Source organism: Actinacidiphila glaucinigra (assembly GCF_900188405.1).
GTDB classification, from domain to species: Bacteria; Actinomycetota; Actinomycetes; order Streptomycetales; family Streptomycetaceae; genus Actinacidiphila; species Actinacidiphila glaucinigra.
The window spans coordinates 371097-387432 of sequence record NZ_FZOF01000007.1 but is presented as its reverse complement, the minus strand read 5'-3'; the positions used below and the strand labels follow the sequence as shown (position 1 = coordinate 387432).

Below are 16336 nucleotides of genomic sequence, written 5' to 3'. Positions count from 1 at the left end.
GCCGCGGCGTCCGCACGGCGCCACCCCCGCCGGCGCCGGATGACGATCAAGAGTTCTCCCGATGGCCGGAACGGCCCCGCTCCGCCAGTATCGGAGGCGCTCCGCCCCGGCCGTCCGTCGGAGCCGCCAAGTCGCGGGAACCCCCGCCCGCGAACGCAGCGCCCCGTGGCCGAGCCAGTCGGGGGGCTCGGCCACGGGGGTCGCCTCCCCTCCCCGCGGGCGGGACAGGATCCACAGGTTGTTACCCTTCGGTGAGAATTGTCCGCATGACCACGACGAAGGGGGCGTTGCCCCCGGCACCCGGTGGTCACCCCCCAGAGGTCCCCACAGGTCCCCTCAGATGAGCGCCCCCACCCCGGCAGGCCCACGCGTCAGCCCCGTCTTCGTGGGCCGGCAGGCCGAGCTCGCCGAGCTGCTGCGAGCCGCCGAGGCCGCGGATGACGGGGACCCCCAGGCCGTCCTCGTCCGGGGCGAGGCCGGGGTCGGCAAGACGCGGCTGGTCGGGGAGCTGCTGCGGTCGCTGGAGGCGAGGGCGGCCGTCGCGGCCGTCGGCGGCTGCGTCGAACTCGGCGGCGACGGCCTGCCCTTCGCGCCGTTCTCCGAGGCCCTGCGCGTCCTGTGGCAGCGGCTGCCCGACGAGGTGCGGACGGCGAGCGCCGGCCACGAGGACCTCCTCGCCCGGATCCTCCCCGACCCGGAGGGCGCTGCGTCCGCCGACCAGCGCGACGACGATGTGACGCGGCTGTTCGAGCTGACCACCCGCGTCCTGGAACGCCTTGCCGCGGACCGGCTCGTCGTGCTCGTCGTCGAGGACCTGCACTGGGCCGACGCCTCGACCCGCAACCTGCTGAGCTACCTGTTCCGCACCAGGCGACGCGGCAGGCTGCTGCTCCTCGGGACCTACCGGTCCGACGACATCGACCACCGGCACCCGCTGCGGCCGCTGCTCGCGGAGCTGGGCCGGCTCCGGTCCGTACGCCGTGTCGCGCTCCCCCGGTTCACCCGGGGCGAGGTCGGCGGCCAGCTCGCCGGCATCCTCGGCACACCACCGGACCCGGCCGTCCTCGACGAGGTCTTCGCCCGCTCCGACGGCAACGCCTTCTTCGTCGAGGAGCTCGCGGCCGGCGGCCGGGACCACCCCGGCACGGGACTGCAGGACCTGCACGACCTCCGCGACGTGCTGCTGCCCCGCCTGGAGTCGCTGCCCGAGACCAGCCAGCACATCCTGCGCACGGCCGCCGAGGGAGGAGCGGCGACCGGGTACGCGCTGCTGCGGGAGGTGACGGGGCTGCCCGAGGACGAACTGATCGAGGGACTGCGCGCGGCCGTGCTCGCCCAGGTCCTCGTCCCCGAACCGGGCGGCTCGGACTACCGGTTCCGGCACTCGCTGGTACGCGAGACCGTCAGCGAGACCCTGCTGCCGGGCGAACGCGCGCTGATCAACCGCCGGTACGCGAAGGCGCTGGAGGCGGACCCCACGCTCGTGCCCGCCGTGGAGCTGTCCTGCCGCCTGGCCCGGCACTGGCACGCCGCGCAGGACTCCGTGAAGGCCTTGCGCATGAGCGTCACGGCCGCGGAGGAGGCACGCCACTGCTACGCCTACACCGAGCAGTTGTGGCACCTGGAGCGGGCGCTCCAGCTGTGGGACCGGGTCCCGGACGAGGCCCGGGCGGCCCTGCCCGCGCCGCGCTGCCCGCAGACGTACCCGAGCAGGAACCTCGCTCACCAGGGACCCGGTCAGGACGAGAGCGGGCCGGACAGCAGCGGGCCGACCCGCCTCGACCTGCTCGCGACCGCCACCGTCGCCGCTCTGCACGGCGGCAACCTCGACAGAGCCCTGGCCCTGACCGACAGCGCACTCGAGGCCCTTCCCCCGGAGAACTGGCCGTTCCGGCTCCACGCCGCCTGGTTCTGGACCCAGCGGTCGCGGGTGGTCCAGGGGCTGAACCGCGGCGACGGATGGCATGAACTCGAGACGGCACGCAAACTGACCGACGGCCTGACCCCGACGCCCGTGCACGCCGACGTCCTGGTGCACATCGCCAACTGGAGCGCCGTCCACCGCCCCGGGCCGGCGAACCGGGCCGCCGCCGACCAGGCCGTACGGTACGCGGCCGCCGTCGGCGCCGAGGCGCTGGAACTGCACGCCCGGATGACCAGGTGCCTGCTGGACGCCGAGACCGATGCCGACGGCACCGGGATCTCCGAGTTGTACGAGGTCAGGCGCCGGGCCGAGGAACTGGGAGAGCTCGGCATCGCCGGTCGGGCGAACCAGAACCTGCCCTCGATCCTGGAGGGCATGGGCCATTCCGAGGAGGCCGTCGCGGCGGCCGACCACGGCATCGCGCTGTGCCGCTCCCTAGGGCTGGGGGACCACGAGGCCTGGGTGCACTCCAACAAGGCGATCAGCCTCTTCTCGCTGGGCCGCTGGGCGGAGTCCGAGGCGGCCCTCGACGAGGCCGCCGCGGTCGCGCGGTCGCACCTGCCGCGCTGGACGTTCGCGGCCCGCCGCGCCTACCACCTGCTCCACCGCGGGGACGCCGACGGCGCCGCCCGGCAGTTGGCGCTCGCCGACGAACTGCGCGGCACCGAGCGGCTCCGGACCCAGCTCCAAGTCGCCCTCAGCCACTGCACGATGGAGATCGCGGCAGGCCAGGGCCGTCTCGCGGACGCCCGGGCCGAGTTCCTGCGGGCCGACGCCGCGGGCCTGACCACCGGCCCCGTCCGCTGGTCGCTGCCGTTGCTGCGCACCGCGGCGGCTGTCGAGGCAGAGGCCCGCGGTTCCGCCTCGCTCGACGGGCCCTCGCCCGACGTCCTCGCCGCGATACGCCGCGCCGCCGGGCGGCTCGACGCCGTCTTCCCCGTGTGGGCGGGGTACGAACGGCTGCTGCAGGCCGAGTTGGGGCGCGCCGAAGGGGACGACGACCCGGCCCTGTGGTCCCGGGCCGTGGCCGCCTTCGCGACCGTCGACCGTCCCTACGAGTCGGCCGCGGCACTCCACGGCGAGGGACGCGCCCTGCTCGCCGGGAACCAGCGCCGCGCGGCGGCCCTCGACCGGCTGGGCCGGGCACGGCGGATCGCCACCGGCCTCGGGGCGGGCCTGCTGCTCGCCGACGTCGAAGCGGCGATGCGCCGGGCCGGCACGGACCCGGCGGAGGAACAGGACCCGACGCCGCCCGCGACCGCCGCGGCTGCCGCCTCGACCGCCACCGGCGGCGAACCGGCTCCGTTCGGACTCACCCCGCGTGAATCGGAGGTGCTGGGGCTGGTCGCGAAGGGGTACAGCAACCGCCGGATCTCCGAAGAGCTCTACATCTCGCAGAAGACGACGAGTACCCACGTCTCCAACATCCTGGCCAAGCTCGGTGCCTCCAGCCGCACCGAGGCCGCGGCGATGGCGCACCGCCACGGGCTCCCGCCCTCCCCCTGACGGATCCGGGGGTTCCGGGGCATTCGGGGATCCGGCGCTTCGGGGATCCGGGGCATTCGGGGATCCGGCGCTTCGGGGATCCGGGGCATTCGGGGATCCGGCGCTTCGGGGATTCGGTAATCCTCCCGATGCCCGGGGCGATGCCGCGCTGCCACCATCGTGCTCCGGGGGCACCCCCCACGACGTCACCAGAACGACATGCTTCGGCCAGGAGTCCGTACGTGAGGCACGACCACGACCCGCCGCACAGGGAGCGGGTCGACGCAGCTCGCAACCGCGCCGCGATCCTCAAGGCCGCCGCGCTCCTCTTCGCCGAACACGGCGCGGAAGGCGTCTCCATGGACCGGGTCGCCGCCGCGGCGGGCGTCGGCAAGGGCACCGTCTACCGCCGCTTCGGCGACCGGTCGGGACTGGCCGCCGCGCTCCTGGCCGCCCGCGAGCACGAACTGCGGGAGGCCGTCGTCGGCGGACCGCCACCGCTCGGCCCCGGAGCCCCCGCCGCAGACCGCCTCGCCGCGTTCGTCAGCGCCTATCTCGACCACGTGGCCGGGCACCTGGATCTCCTGCGCGCCTCCGAGACGTCCCACCCCGGGGCGCGCTACCGCACCGCCGCCTACCGCTTCTGGCACGACCACCTGACGTCCCTGCTCGGCACCGCCCCCGACCCGCACACCACCGCCCACACCCTTCTCGCCGCCCTGTCCGCGGAGCACGTCGGCGCCCTGCTCCCCGAACTCGGCGCGCACAGGCTGCGCATGGGCCTGCTGGGCCTGGCCGTCAGCTGCGCGGCGCCGGACGCGCCGCCCGGCGCCGCCCTGCAGCGGCGCTAAACGCGTTCGAGGGGGCGGTGCGGGGCGGGCGGGAGCTCGACCTCGACGGGGTCCTGGGGGCGGACGACGCCGCCCTGCCGCACCACGCCCATCACGCCGGACTTGAAGGTGAACTCCCCCGACACCGGGTCCATGGCGAACATCTCGCCGAGCAGGCCCTTGCGGAAGTCGTTGATCTTCGCGCACGGGTTGCGCAGCCCCGTCACCTCCACCACGGCCTCCTCGCCGAGGTGCAGCAGGGTGCCGGTGGGCAGGCCCAGGAGGTCCACGCCGCGGGTGGTGATGTTCTCCCCGAGCTGGCCGGCCGAGACGTCGAAGCCCTTGCGGGCCAGCTCGTCGAAGAGCTCCTCGTGCATCAGATGGACCTGGCGCAGGTTCGGCAGGTCGGGCTCGTAGGTCATCCGGAACTGGTGGCGGATGGTCTCGCCGGCGTGCACGTCGCCTTCGACGCCGAGCCCCGCAAGCAGCGTGACGGACTCGCGGTGGGGCTTGCTGAACGAGTACGTCGCGTTGCGGCTCACCGCCGTGACCCGGCCTGCCATCTCCCACCCCGTCCTTCCGCGTTCCGTGTGGCAGGCCGATCCTAGATACTCGGAACGTGGACGGCTACGTGGGGGCGGCGACGCTCGAGTGGTGGGCCAACCGGTCGACGTGCCTCGACTCGTTCGACGTGCGGGTCGAGGTCGGCGTCACGGGCTCCGTCTGGACCTGCGGCGCGAGACTCTCGGATCCCCTCCACGGAGAGCGGAAGGAGGTCTTCGACTTCCTGATGGCCCTCGATCCGGTCTTCACCCTGCGCTTCGACGCGCGCAGCTCGCTCCTTGTCGACGTCGCCGTGGCGGGCGAGGGCGGACGTCTCGTCCTCACCGCGTACGAGGCGGAGGAGTCGGCCGGCTCCCGGCGGCTGTGGGACCAGGACGTGAGCCAAGCGTGCCGCCGTCGGCCGTGAACTCGGTGGCGTCCGGGGCCGAAGTCGGGGATGCTCGCGAGCATGGTTTCGGTGGTGCAGAACGTGGCGATCGACTGTGCGGATGCCTATGAGCTGGCCCGCTTCTGGAGCAGGGCGACCGGCCGTCCGCTGCATCCCGAGGACCGGCCGGGCGACCGGGAGACCCAGGTGATGGCGGCGGAGGGGCCGGTGCTGTACTTCAACCAGGTGCCCGAGCCCAAGACCGTCAAGAACCGGCTCCATCTGTGCCTGCGCCCCGAGACCTCACGTGATGAGGAAGTGGAACGGCTGCTGGGCATCGGTGCCGCCTTCGTCGCGGATCACCGCAATCCCGACGGCACCGGCTGGGCGGTCCTCGCCGACCCCGAAGGCAACGAGTTCTGCGTCCTTCGCAGCGAGTCGGAGCGGGCCTCGGCCGACTCCTGACGCGTGCCAGACCCGGTGGATCCGTCCCGCCTGCGAGCCGGAGTCGGCCGGGGCGTCACCGGTAGGCCTTTCCGGGCTCGGGGACGGCCGGGGAGAGGAGCTGGGAAACGGTGACGAATGTGTAGCCCCGTGCGCGGAGCTCCTTCAGGATGCCGGGCATGGCGGGCACGGTGCCCTTGTGCAAGGGGTGGAGCAGGATGATGCCGTCGCGGTCGGCGCCGTCGAGGACGCGCTTGGTGATCAGGGCCGAGTCGGTCGTCAGGTAGTCCTTGGCGGTGACCGTCCACAGGATCTGTGCCAGCCCCAGCTCCCGCGAGATCCGGGAGACCCGGTCGTTGCTGCGGCCCTGGGGCGGGCGCATCAGCGTGGGTGTCGTGCCGGTGATGTCCGCGATGGCCCTCGCGGTACGGCGCAGCTCGTCGCGGATCTGCGTGTCGGAGACGTCGGTCAGCCTCGGGTGCGTCCAGGTGTGGTTGCCGATCTCGTGTCCGTCGTCCGCGATCCTCCGCACCACGTCGGGGTGTTTGTGGATGCGCCTGCCTTCGAGGAAGAACGTCGACGGCGCGTCGTACCGGTCCAGGAGGTCCAGCAGCCTGTCGGTCGGCTCACCGGGGTTGCCGTCGAACGTGAGCGCGATGCACTTCGCCGTCTCGCAGTCCGCTCCCGCACGTGCCGCGCTCCCCTTCGCCGCGGCCTGGCCGCGCACGTCGCGCGGGGCGATCGTGTCGACGCCGTACGACCGCACGGCGATCAGCCCCGCGGCCGTCGCAAGGAGCAAAGCCAGGAGTACCCAGAGGCGGCGCGCCCGCCGCTTCACAACGTTCACCCGAAAATCCTACTGTTCACAACATTCACCTTTCGTCGTCATCGCCGGGCGCCGACCAGCCCTCCCGGGGAGAAATGCCAGTTCAGGCACCGTTACGCGCGGCCTGTGCCGTGGTGCGAGCCGGACACCACAGGGCCGCCACATGGCGGGACACACACTGTTGACCCTCCGACGCCCGGAGAATCGCCTATGCAGGGAACAGCGCGACCTCTCGCGGAGTTACGCAAAGAACGACAAAACGCCGTTCCATTCGAGGCGATGCTCATGCCAGCGGAACACCACCTCCTGACACCGGACGCGGACATCGCCTTCTGGGACGAGGGGGGAGGCGACGCGGTACTGCTCGTCCACGCCTCCTTCGGCGCCGACTGGTTCGCACCGCTCGCCGGGCTGCTGCCCGGCCTCCGCGTCGTACGCACCCACCGCGCCGGGTACGGCCGGAGCCGGGACCTGAGCGGCCGCCTGAGCGTCACCGACCACACCCGCCACCTCGCGGAAGTGCTCGGCGCGCGGGGGATCGGGCAGGCCCACGTGGTCGGCCACTCGACCGGGGGCACCCTCGCCCTGCAACTGGCCGCCGCGCACCCGGGGATCGTACGGTCGATGGTCCTGCTGGAACCGGCACTCCCGTACGCCGCCGACGAACCGCGGAGCGACGCCATGCGCCGGGCCGTCGCCGCTGCGGAGGAAGGGGACCTGGCACGGGCCTACGGCCACTTCCCCGGGAGCGTGTGCTCCCCCGGTTACCTGGACGTCATGACGCACGTGCTCGGCAGGGAGGGCTTCCGGAAGTCGGTCCTCAGCGGCAGGTACTTCTTCGAGCACGAGCGAGCCGCGTTCGCCGCATGGGACGCCGACGCCGCCGGACTCGAAGCGCTGCGCCAGCCGGTGCTCCTCGTGGCGGGCGGCGAAGGGGAACGCCTGGACAGCCCCTACCGGGCCCGGAACCGCGCGCTGGCCGCGCGTCTCGCCCGCGCCGAGCAGGTGACGCTGCCGGGCGTCAGCCACGCGATGCCCCTGGAGGACCCCGGCCTCGTCGCGTGGACCGTCCTCGACTTCGTACGGCGCCACCCGGTCGACGCGGTCTGACGGCCCTCGCGGCGGCGTCGGCCGTCAGGGTGACGCTCCCCCCGCGCGACGCGTCGCAGTGGCGGCGGCGCGAAGGCGGGCGCTTGCATCAGCACATGGCGACCGTACCCATCCCCCTGCGCACCCCGTTCACCGATCTCGTCGGCTGCGACGTGCCGATCCAGTTGGCCGGCATGGGCTGGGTGAGCGGGCTCGACCTCGCCGACGCGGTGTCCGCCGCGGGCGCCCTCGGCATGGTCGGCTACCCGATGGTGCCTCCGCAGGTGCTCGGCGAGCTGCTCGACGCGGTGCGGCGGCGTACGTCGCGCCCGGTGGGGGTCAACTTCATCCTGCCGCTGCTCGAGGACGAGGCGTGCGTCGACGTCGCCGCGGAGCGCATGCCGGTCGTCGAGTTCTTCTACGCGGATCCCGTCCCGCGCCTCGTCACACGGGCCAAGCGGGGCGGGGCGCTGGCCGCGTGGCAGGTGGGTTCCGTCGGGGAGGCGCGGGCCGCGGCGGACGCGGGGTGCGACTTCGTCGTCGTCCAGGGCAGGGAGGCCGGCGGTCACGTCCGCGGGGTACGGCCGCTGCTGCCGCTCCTCGACGAGGTGCTCGACGCGGTGGACGTACCCGTCGTCGCGGCCGGCGGCATCGGCAGCGCGCGCTCCCTCGCCGCGGTCCTGGCCGCGGGGGCGGGGGCGGCCCGCATCGGCACGCGGTTCGTCGCCACGCACGAGTCCGACGCCCACCCGGATTACAAGGACGCCCTGGTCAGGGCGGGCGCCGGCGACACCGAACTGACGACGCAGTTCTCGACCGGATGGCCGGACGCGCCGCACCGCGTCCTGAGCGGCTGCATCGAGCGCGCACGGGCCCTGGACACCGACATCGCGGGCGAGGCCGTATTGGGCGGCGTACCCGTGCCCGTCCCCGCCTCCAGCCCGGTCTGCCCGATCCGGACGACGACCGGGCACCTGGACGCGATGGCCCTCTATGCGGGCGAGGCGGTAGGCACGGTGTCCCGGATCGAGTCGGCGCTCGACATCGTCCGCGAACTCGCCGACGGGGCCGCCCGCCTGCTGTGCAAGGCGTCCGGAGGCATCGGCAAGGAGCCGGCCTGACCGTGCGCCAGGGTTGTCCACAGGCAGGGTGACCGCTCCGGGCCCCACTGTCAGACCCCTGCACCAGGATGCCGGACATGACGACAGTGATCGCTGACCCGCTGGTGTCCCGTGAGGACTACCGTTCCGCCGTGGACACGGCCCTGCAGGCGTGCGCCGCCTACTACGGCGACGGGACGAGCCCGATCGACGACGCCGCCTACGACCTGCTGGCCGCGCGCATCCGCGACTACGAGGCGGGGCACCCCGAGGACGTCCGGGAGGACTCCCCTACGGGCAAGGTCGGCGGCGGTGCCGCTCCGACGGGGGACGTCGCCCACACCGTCCCCATGCTGTCCCTCGACAACGTGTTCAGCCCCGAGGAACTGGCCAAGTGGGACGCGTCCGTCGCCCGCCGCCTGGGGGAGCCGGTGCAGGGCGGCTACGTCACCGAGCCCAAGCTGGACGGCGCCGCCATCGCCGCCCGGTACGTGGACGGGCGCCTGACGCAGCTCGTCACGCGGGGCGACGGCAGCTTCGGCGAGGACGTCTCCCACGCGATCGGGTCGATCGTGGGCCTGCCCCTGGAGCTCGACTCAGCGGCCACCTTCGAGGTCCGCGGCGAAGTCCTCCTCACCCGGGAGCAGTTCGAGGCGGCCAACGCCATACGCACGGCCCACGGGGCGAAGGTCTTCTCCAACCCGCGCAACGGCACGGCCGGCACGCTGCGCGCCAAGGACCGCCCCTATGTGATCGAGACGACCTTCTACGCGTACGGCGTCGTGGGGCTGCCCGGAGACACCCACACGGAGATGATGGCCGCCGTCGCCACCGCGGGGGTGCAGACCACGGCGGCCACGCCGGTGGGTCCGCGCGTCTGCGCCACGGTGGAGGAGGTCCAGCGCCGCGTCGACGAGATCGCCGCGCTGCGCGCGGAGTTGCCGTTCGGGATCGACGGCGTCGTCATCAAGGCCGACGCGGTCGCCGAGCAGGAGCGGGCCGGGTTCGCCACCCGCCACCCGCACTGGGCGACGGCGTACAAACTCGCGGCCGCCGTACGTCAGTCGAAGCTTCTCGCGGTGGAGTGGAACGTCGGGCGCACCGGCGTCATCGCGCCGCGCGCCGTGCTGGAGCCGGTCGAGGTCGACGGCAGCGTCGTGCGGTACGCGACCCTGCACAACCCGAAGTTCATCCGGGACAGCGGCATGATGATCGGCGACACCGTCATGGTGTGGAAGGCCGGCGACATCATCCCCCGCATCGAGGCGCCCGTCGTGGAACTGCGCACGGGCGACGAGACGCCCGTCGTCTTCCCCGAGTCGTGCCCCACGTGCGGCGGCGAGATCGACACCTCCGGCGAACGCTGGGAGTGCGCGGGCGGCGCCGGCGGCGGATGCGGGCTGCTCGCGGCCCTGCGGTACGCCGTGGGCCGCGACCAGCTCGACATCGACGGTCTCGGCGTCACCTACCTCGAGGCGCTGGTCGAGGGCGGCGCGGTCTCCGACGTGGCCGACCTGTTCGGCCTCACGCGTGGGCAACTGGTCGACGCGACCCGCAGCGAGAAGCGGGCCGACACCGTGGTGGCGCAGATAGAGGCGGCCAAGACCAAGCCCCTCAACCGGGTCTTCTGCGCGCTGGGCATAGTCCGCACCGGCCGCACGCTGTCCCGGGAGATCGCCCGTCACTTCGGCACGATGGACGCGATACGCGCCGCCGACGCCGACGCCCTGGCCGCGGTGCACAAGCTTCCGGCGGCGAACGCCCCCAAGATCGCGGCCCACATCGCGGCCATGGGTCCCGTCGTCGACAAGCTCGTCGCCTCGGGCCTCACCATGACCGAGCCCTCGGCGGCCCCCGCCGGGACGCCCGGCGTGGCGAAGCCCCTGGACGGTGAGGTCGTCGTCATCACGGGCGGCATGAACGGGCTCCTCGCCGGCCGGAACCGCAACGAGATGAACGAACTCGTCAGCAACGCCGGCGGCACCTCCTCCGGCAGCGTGTCGAAGAAGACCACCATCCTCGTCGCGGGCACCGGAGCCGGGTCCAAGCTCGCCAAGGCACAGGAACTGGGCACGAGGGTGCTCACCGAGCAGGAGTTCGCGGACCTGGTCGCCGACCACCTCGTCTGAGGATCGGCGAGCCGCCACCGCCCGTGGCCGAAGGCGGCCGGGTCAGCCGAGGCGGGTGAGCTTCGAGCCGAACGACGGCGAGGACAGGTGACGGCCGAGGGCGACCGGGATCTTGACGGCGCTGTCGGCGTCTCCGACGGTGAGGGTGCCGATCGGGGCCCCGGCCGGCGCCGCGTGCGGGACGCCGTTCCGGGGTGCGTCCAGGGAAAGGCGGACCTTCAGGCCGCCCCAGCCGATCGCCCGCACGTCCTCGGTCGCCATGACCTCGGTCCGGCCGCCGAGGCCGTCGTCCACGTAGCCGACGGTCTCCCCCTTCCTGACGACCGTGTCCGAGGCGAGGGCCCGCAGCGTGGCCTGGAGCAGGGTGTCGCTGCGGCCCAGCACCGTGTCGAGGATGTCGGCCTTGTGCTGCCCGAGCATCGCGCCGACGACGAGTTGCTCCGTGCCGTCGAAGTCGCGGACGGCCGCGAAGAGGAGGTTGCCGCCAGCCCTGGTGCTGCTGCCGGTCTTGATGCCGACGACGTCGCCTGAGCCGAGCAGCCGGTTGACGTTCTGCTGCACGTCGCCGTTGAGGTCCGTGTAGCGGGTCTTGCCGGCGAGTTCGGCGAAGACCGGGTCCTTCATCGCCGCGTGGCCGAGCTTGACCTGGTCGCTCGCGGTGCTGACGGTGGTCGCCTCCAGGCCGCTCGGGTCGGTGTAGGTCGTGTCGTGCATCCCGAGTTCCCTGGCGACGGCGTTCATCTTCCTCACGAACGCCGCCTCCGATCCCGCGTCCCAACGGGCCAGCAGCCGGGCGATGTTGTTGGCCGAGGGCAGCATGACGGCCTCCAGCGCCTCGTACTCGCTCAGCTCCTGGCCCGCGGTCACCTTGACGACGGACTCCCCCTCCGTCTGCCCGCTGCCGAATTGGTCCTCGGCCTTGCGGTCGACCTCGACGGTCTTGCCCGTGTCGCCCTGCTCGATGGGGTGGTCGCGCAGGATGACGTACGCCGTCATCACCTTCGCGACGCTCGCGATCGGCACCGGCCGCTGCTCGCCGAAGGCGCCGATCCGGCCCAGGCCCTCGGCCTCCAGCACCGCCTGGCCCTCGGCGGGCCACGGCAGTGACGGGCGCTCGCCGCCGAAGGTGTACGAGGACGCCACGGTCAGCTTCAGCGTGGGTGCCGGCAGCGGGCGCAGCGCCTGGACCACGCAGAAGACCAGCGCCAGCAGCAGGACGACCGGGAGCCAGGTCTTCAGCGGGTTCACGGGGGTGCGGTCCGCCGCCTCCTCCGTCTCCGGGGGCGGCGGCGGGGGAGGCGGAGGAGGGTTCGTCAGCTCGTCCAGCAGCGTCCGGCGCCCGCCCGTGGGCGCGGGGGCCTCCACCGCGCTGTTCGTCTCGTTCGGCTCGGTCGTCTCCCCGGACGACTCCTGCTGATCCGCCCTGCCGGGGGACTCGCCCGTCACGCCGACCTCCTCGACGACATTGAGTTGCCGAGCACCAGTTTCCGGACCGTGGCGGCCACGGCATCGTGAGCGCGGCCAAAGGAGTGCCTCCGCCACTCGCACGGCTCTCGGGTCCGGGGCGGGGACGGACCCGTGGGGGCCGGGGGAGCGCCTCGGGTGGTGGCGGCAACACGGGCGATATACGTTCGAAGAGGGAGGACGACTACGGGCTGCCGTGGCACGCCGTGACCGCGAGGGCAGCCTCGAGAGCGCACTCCGGGAAGGTGCCCCCATGAAGGTCCAAGGGTCCGTCGCCCTCGTCACCGGAGCCAACCGCGGGCTCGGTGAGCAGTTCGTGCGGGCGCTCTTCGAGGCAGGGGCCGCCAAGGTCTACGCGGGAGCCCGCGACCCCGCGAAGGTCTCCGTCCCCGATGCCGTCCCGATCGCGGTGGACATCACCGACCAGGAGTCGGTACGTGCCGCGGCCGAGCAGGCCGGGGACGTGACGTTCCTGATCAACAACGCGGGTTCCACGACCCGGGCGAACGTCCTGACCGCCGACCTGGATTCGTTCCGTTCGGAGTTCGAGACGCATGTCCTCGGCACCCTCGCCATGAGCAGGGCGTTCGCACCCGTCCTCGGGCGAAACGGAGGAGGCGCGATCGTCAACGTGCTCTCCGTGATGTCCTGGGTGGCCGTCCCGCGCACCGCCGGGTACGCCGCCGCCAAGTCCGCCGAGTGGTCGATCACCAATGCCCTGCGGGTGGCGCTCGCCGAACAGGGCACGCAGGTCACCGCGCTCCACGTCAGCTATCTCGCGACGGAGATGGCCGCGGCAGTGACCGGTCCGAAGGAGGACCCCGCCACGGTGGCGCGTGCCACCCTCGACGGGGTGGAGGCCGGGGCGGACGAGGTGCTCGCCGACGACATCACCAAGCGGGTCCGGGCGGCGCTGTCGGGCGGCACCGAAACGCTGTACCCGCAGCTGCACGGCGGCGAGGCGCTGGTCTGAATCCTGTCCGATCCCTGTCCCCTGTCCGACCCCGCGACGGGACGGCAACCGGAGGTGCCCATGACGGGCGGCGAGGCGCACCACGACTCCCCTGACCTGAGCGGCCAGACCGTCGTGGTGATCGGGGCCAGTGCCGGCATCGGGCTGGAGACCGCGCGCCGCGTACGGGCCGGCGGCGGCGAGGTCGTCCTCGTCGGACGCAACCCCGAGCGGCTGCGGCAGGCCGCGGACGAGCTGCACCCCGTGAGCACCGCGGCCTTCGACGCCACGGACACCGACCGCCTCGAGGAGTTCTTCCAGGGCCTGCCCGGCACGGTCGACCACGTGCTGCTCACCGCCGGCAGCCCCTTCTACATGCCGCTGGCCGACATGGACCTCGCAGAGGCCCGCCGTCACTTCGGCGAACGCCTCGCCATGACCTTGGGGGTGGCGCTCTACAGCGCCGACAAGGTCCGTCCCGGCGGAACACTGCTGTTCATCGGCGGCACGGGCGGCCGGCGACCCGGCGTCGGCCTGGCCGTCGCGTCCACCCTGACCGCGGCCCTGCCCGCACTCACCGCGAACCTGGCGCTCGAGCTGGCGCCGATCCGCGTCAACCTCATCGCCGCCGGATTCGTCGACACCTCCCTGTCGGCGTCGCTCCTGGGCGACCGACTCGAGGCCCGGCGCGAGGAACTGCGCGCCGAACTGCCCATCCGGCGGGTCGTCGGCCCTGCCGACGTCGCCGCGCTCGCCACCCACATCATGTGCAACGACGCGCTCACCGGCGGGACGTACGACATCGACGGCGGCCAGAACCTCATCGCGCACTGAATCCGGGAGGCCCGCTGTCATGATCACTTGGTTCATCACCGGCGCGGCCCGCGGATTCGGGCTGGAACTCGCGCGTCAGGCGCTGGAACGCGGCGACCGCGTCGTGGCGACGGCACGCAACCCCCGGGACGTGGAACAGGCGCTCTCCGCGTACGGCGAACGCGTGCTCGCGGTCGCCCTGGACGTGACCGAAGATGCGCAGGCCCGTGCGGCGGTCGACGCGGCCGTGTACGCCTTCGGCAGGATCGACGTCCTGGTCAACAACGCCGGACGCGGCGTGCTGGGCGCGGTGGAGGAGACCTCCGACGCGGCGTTCCGGGCGGTCTACGAGACAAACGTCTTCGGACTGGCCAACGTCACCCGCGCCGTCCTGCCGGTCATGCGCCGGCAGAGGTCGGGCCGCATCCTCAACCTCAGCTCCATCGGCGGTTTCCGCGGCGCGCCTGGCTTCGGTGTCTACTGCTCCACCAAGTTCGCTGTGGAGGGGCTGTCCGAGGCCCTCCACGGCGAACTGGCCCCGCTGGGCATCCACGTCGTCATCGTCGAACCGGGTTACTTCCGCACCGACTTCCTCGACGCGTCCAGCCTCCACACCGAGGGCCGGGTGATCGACGACTACGCCGCCACCGCGGGCGCGGTGCGCGACGCCGTCCCCGGGCTCAACCACGGCCAGCCCGGCGACCCGGTCAAGGGCGCGAGGGCCATGATCGAGCTCGCCGACTCCGACCACCCGCCGATGCGCGCCCAACTCGGCAGCGACTGCGCCGCCGCGATGGACGGCAAGATCGCGGAGCTCCGCAAGGAGACCGACGCCTGGCGGGCCCTCGCGCTGTCCACCGACCACGACGCCACCGGCTCGGCGGCCTGACGGTTCCCTCCCTGCGGCGGGCGTGATGCGGCGCTCGCCCAGTACGCTGCGCCGATGACGAGTGATCGACCCGGGGCACTCCAGGAGGCGTGGCGGACCGGCCGCGTCTTCGGCCCGCCGATACGGCGGATCTTCCGGGACGTCATCGCCGACCGTCTGCCCGACCGGCACCGGGCGTGCCAGGCCCCCATGCTGTTCGTGCCTCAGGCAAGTCCGTGCTGGGAGGACGACCACCGGTTCCTCGGCGACTTCTACAGCGAGATCCTCCACCAGGACACATGCCGGGCCGAGACCGCCGAGGGGTTGGTGTTGCTCGCGGTGCTGGCCACCGACGACCGGGTCCCCCCCCCGGGAGCGATTCGGAGCGGCACACACCCTGTTCAGGGCCGCCACGGTCTCGGAACGTCAACTGGCTGGCTGCCGGCCCGACACCCCACCCCACGCGGACCCGGACAGCGAAGTCCGGGCCCGGGCGGCCGTCGGGTCCCGCACGCCGGAACTCCTGGCCCGATGGCAGGCCGAATGCCCGGCGGTGCGACTCGCCCTCGCCGGCCTGGCCGTCGTCTTCCCGACGGAGCGAACACTGCCCGCGCTGGCCCCGCGCCTGCGGACCTTCATGGCGCGGCACCCGCCCGGCACGGACATCGGCGACTACGTGCGGTTCCTGCACGTGCTGGCCGCCCGGAACGACGTGGAGACCCTGACCGCCGTCGAGGGGTACACCGACGTCTACTGGTCCGGGACATTCCGCCAAGCACCCACCCGGGCAAGGGCCTTCCACCTGCTCGGCCAGATGCTGGACAGGGTCGGGGCCGACCTCAGGTCGTCCCCCGGTGCGGCTGTTCAGGGTGACGATCGCCGGTCTCCGCAGCCGCGCCCCGACGAACGGTCCGCACCGCGCGGGGGCTGAAGCGACGAATCCCATTCCATGGACGGGTGATTTCAGGTGACCGAGCCGCAGGCATCTCAGAGCGTGGCCGCTTGGAGGTTTCGCCTCCTCATCGGTATGCCCGGTATCGCGATGATCTCCGGCTTGCTACTGGGGGGAAGCGCTGAGATCTCCTTCTATCCGAGCTCTGCCTTCCCTGTCCTCGGCTGCTTGTTCGGTGGCATCGCGGGCGTCGTCGGTGGGCTCATCTCCTGGCTGCTGCTGATGCTCCCGCCTGCACGTTGGGTCATGCGATCGAAGGCCGCACCCCTGGCCCTGGCATGTGTTTCGTTTGCGGGAGATGCCTGGACACTGCACGTCTTCACCGTTGAAGGCTTCACGGAATTCATCGTCTCGGGGGACGCAGCCATTCAGATCTTCTTTCTGGGGCACATGGCGCTTGCGTACATGACCGGCTGGTACGCGGTTCGGATCGCGACCGTCCAGGACGGCGGCCGTCAGCCTGCGAGGTAAGCCGGCGGGCACGAGCCTGGTCAGCGGCCGCACCCGGCCGGCGAGCTTGGCAGGCACA

The 16336-nt window shown here is 72.6% G+C and carries 15 protein-coding genes; 12 read left to right on the top strand and 3 right to left on the bottom strand.

The annotated features are described in order from the left end of the window. Positions 1-340 precede the first annotated feature (340 nt). Together CHF15_RS17800 and CHF15_RS17795 are read left to right on the top strand one after the other, a co-directional pair. A complete protein-coding gene (locus tag CHF15_RS17800; RefSeq protein WP_089224785.1) occupies positions 341-3430 on the top strand; it encodes a helix-turn-helix transcriptional regulator in 3090 nt (1029 codons plus the stop codon). Between the two features lie 221 nt (positions 3431-3651). Further along, positions 3652-4260, top strand: a complete 609-nt coding sequence (locus CHF15_RS17795) for a TetR/AcrR family transcriptional regulator (protein WP_245938888.1) — start codon at positions 3652-3654, stop codon at positions 4258-4260. On the opposite strand, the gene CHF15_RS17790 is transcribed toward CHF15_RS17795, so the two are convergent. Next, the gene (locus CHF15_RS17790; RefSeq protein WP_089224784.1) at positions 4257-4802 is read right to left on the bottom strand and encodes an MOSC domain-containing protein; all 546 of its coding nucleotides are present in this window, start codon (positions 4800-4802) and stop codon (positions 4257-4259) included. The two genes, CHF15_RS17795 and CHF15_RS17790, sit on opposite strands and share 4 nt — an antisense overlap. A gap of 56 nt (positions 4803-4858) precedes the next feature. On the opposite strand from CHF15_RS17790, the gene CHF15_RS17785 reads away from it, so the two are divergent. After that, complete coding sequence (locus tag CHF15_RS17785) at positions 4859-5209, top strand: hypothetical protein (RefSeq protein ID WP_089224783.1); 351 nt, start codon at positions 4859-4861, stop codon at positions 5207-5209. Between the two features lie 42 nt (positions 5210-5251). Next, the gene (locus CHF15_RS17780; RefSeq protein WP_089224891.1) at positions 5252-5635 is read left to right on the top strand and encodes a VOC family protein; all 384 of its coding nucleotides are present in this window, start codon (positions 5252-5254) and stop codon (positions 5633-5635) included. A 55-nt stretch (positions 5636-5690) separates the two neighbouring features. Here CHF15_RS17780 and CHF15_RS17775 read toward each other — a convergent pair whose 3' ends face one another. Further along, entirely contained in the window at positions 5691-6461 is a 771-nt protein-coding gene (locus tag CHF15_RS17775; protein WP_089224782.1) for a polysaccharide deacetylase family protein, read from the bottom strand. Between the two features lie 264 nt (positions 6462-6725). On the opposite strand from CHF15_RS17775, the gene CHF15_RS17770 reads away from it, so the two are divergent. The 3 genes from CHF15_RS17770 to ligA all read left to right on the top strand — a co-directional run bounded on the left by CHF15_RS17770 (position 6726) and on the right by ligA (position 10758). After that, positions 6726-7550, top strand: a complete 825-nt coding sequence (locus tag CHF15_RS17770) for an alpha/beta fold hydrolase (protein ID WP_179279845.1) — start codon at positions 6726-6728, stop codon at positions 7548-7550. A 95-nt stretch (positions 7551-7645) separates the two neighbouring features. Continuing rightward, positions 7646-8650, top strand: coding sequence for an NAD(P)H-dependent flavin oxidoreductase (locus CHF15_RS17765; RefSeq protein WP_220093300.1), 1005 nt, complete (start codon positions 7646-7648; stop codon positions 8648-8650). 77 nt (positions 8651-8727) lie between these two features. After that, positions 8728-10758: an NAD-dependent DNA ligase LigA gene (gene ligA, locus CHF15_RS17760; protein WP_089224780.1), complete on the top strand. Its 2031-nt coding sequence runs from the start codon at positions 8728-8730 to the stop codon at positions 10756-10758. A 42-nt stretch (positions 10759-10800) separates the two neighbouring features. Here ligA and CHF15_RS17755 read toward each other — a convergent pair whose 3' ends face one another. After that, entirely contained in the window at positions 10801-12204 is a 1404-nt protein-coding gene (locus tag CHF15_RS17755; RefSeq protein WP_089224779.1) for a D-alanyl-D-alanine carboxypeptidase family protein, read from the bottom strand. 271 nt (positions 12205-12475) lie between these two features. On the opposite strand from CHF15_RS17755, the gene CHF15_RS17750 reads away from it, so the two are divergent. The 5 genes from CHF15_RS17750 (at position 12476) to CHF15_RS17730 (ending at position 16278) form a co-directional block, all read left to right on the top strand. Continuing rightward, positions 12476-13195: an SDR family oxidoreductase gene (locus CHF15_RS17750; protein WP_089224778.1), complete on the top strand. Its 720-nt coding sequence runs from the start codon at positions 12476-12478 to the stop codon at positions 13193-13195. Between the two features lie 60 nt (positions 13196-13255). Further along, positions 13256-14008, top strand: a complete 753-nt coding sequence (locus CHF15_RS17745; protein WP_089224777.1) for an SDR family oxidoreductase — start codon at positions 13256-13258, stop codon at positions 14006-14008. 19 nt (positions 14009-14027) lie between these two features. Beyond that, positions 14028-14876, top strand: a complete 849-nt coding sequence (locus tag CHF15_RS17740) for an oxidoreductase (RefSeq protein ID WP_089224776.1) — start codon at positions 14028-14030, stop codon at positions 14874-14876. A 532-nt stretch (positions 14877-15408) separates the two neighbouring features. After that, a complete protein-coding gene (locus CHF15_RS17735) occupies positions 15409-15786 on the top strand; it encodes a hypothetical protein (protein WP_089224775.1) in 378 nt (125 codons plus the stop codon). A gap of 36 nt (positions 15787-15822) precedes the next feature. Then, a complete protein-coding gene (locus tag CHF15_RS17730) occupies positions 15823-16278 on the top strand; it encodes a hypothetical protein (protein ID WP_089224774.1) in 456 nt (151 codons plus the stop codon). Positions 16279-16336 lie beyond the last annotated feature (58 nt).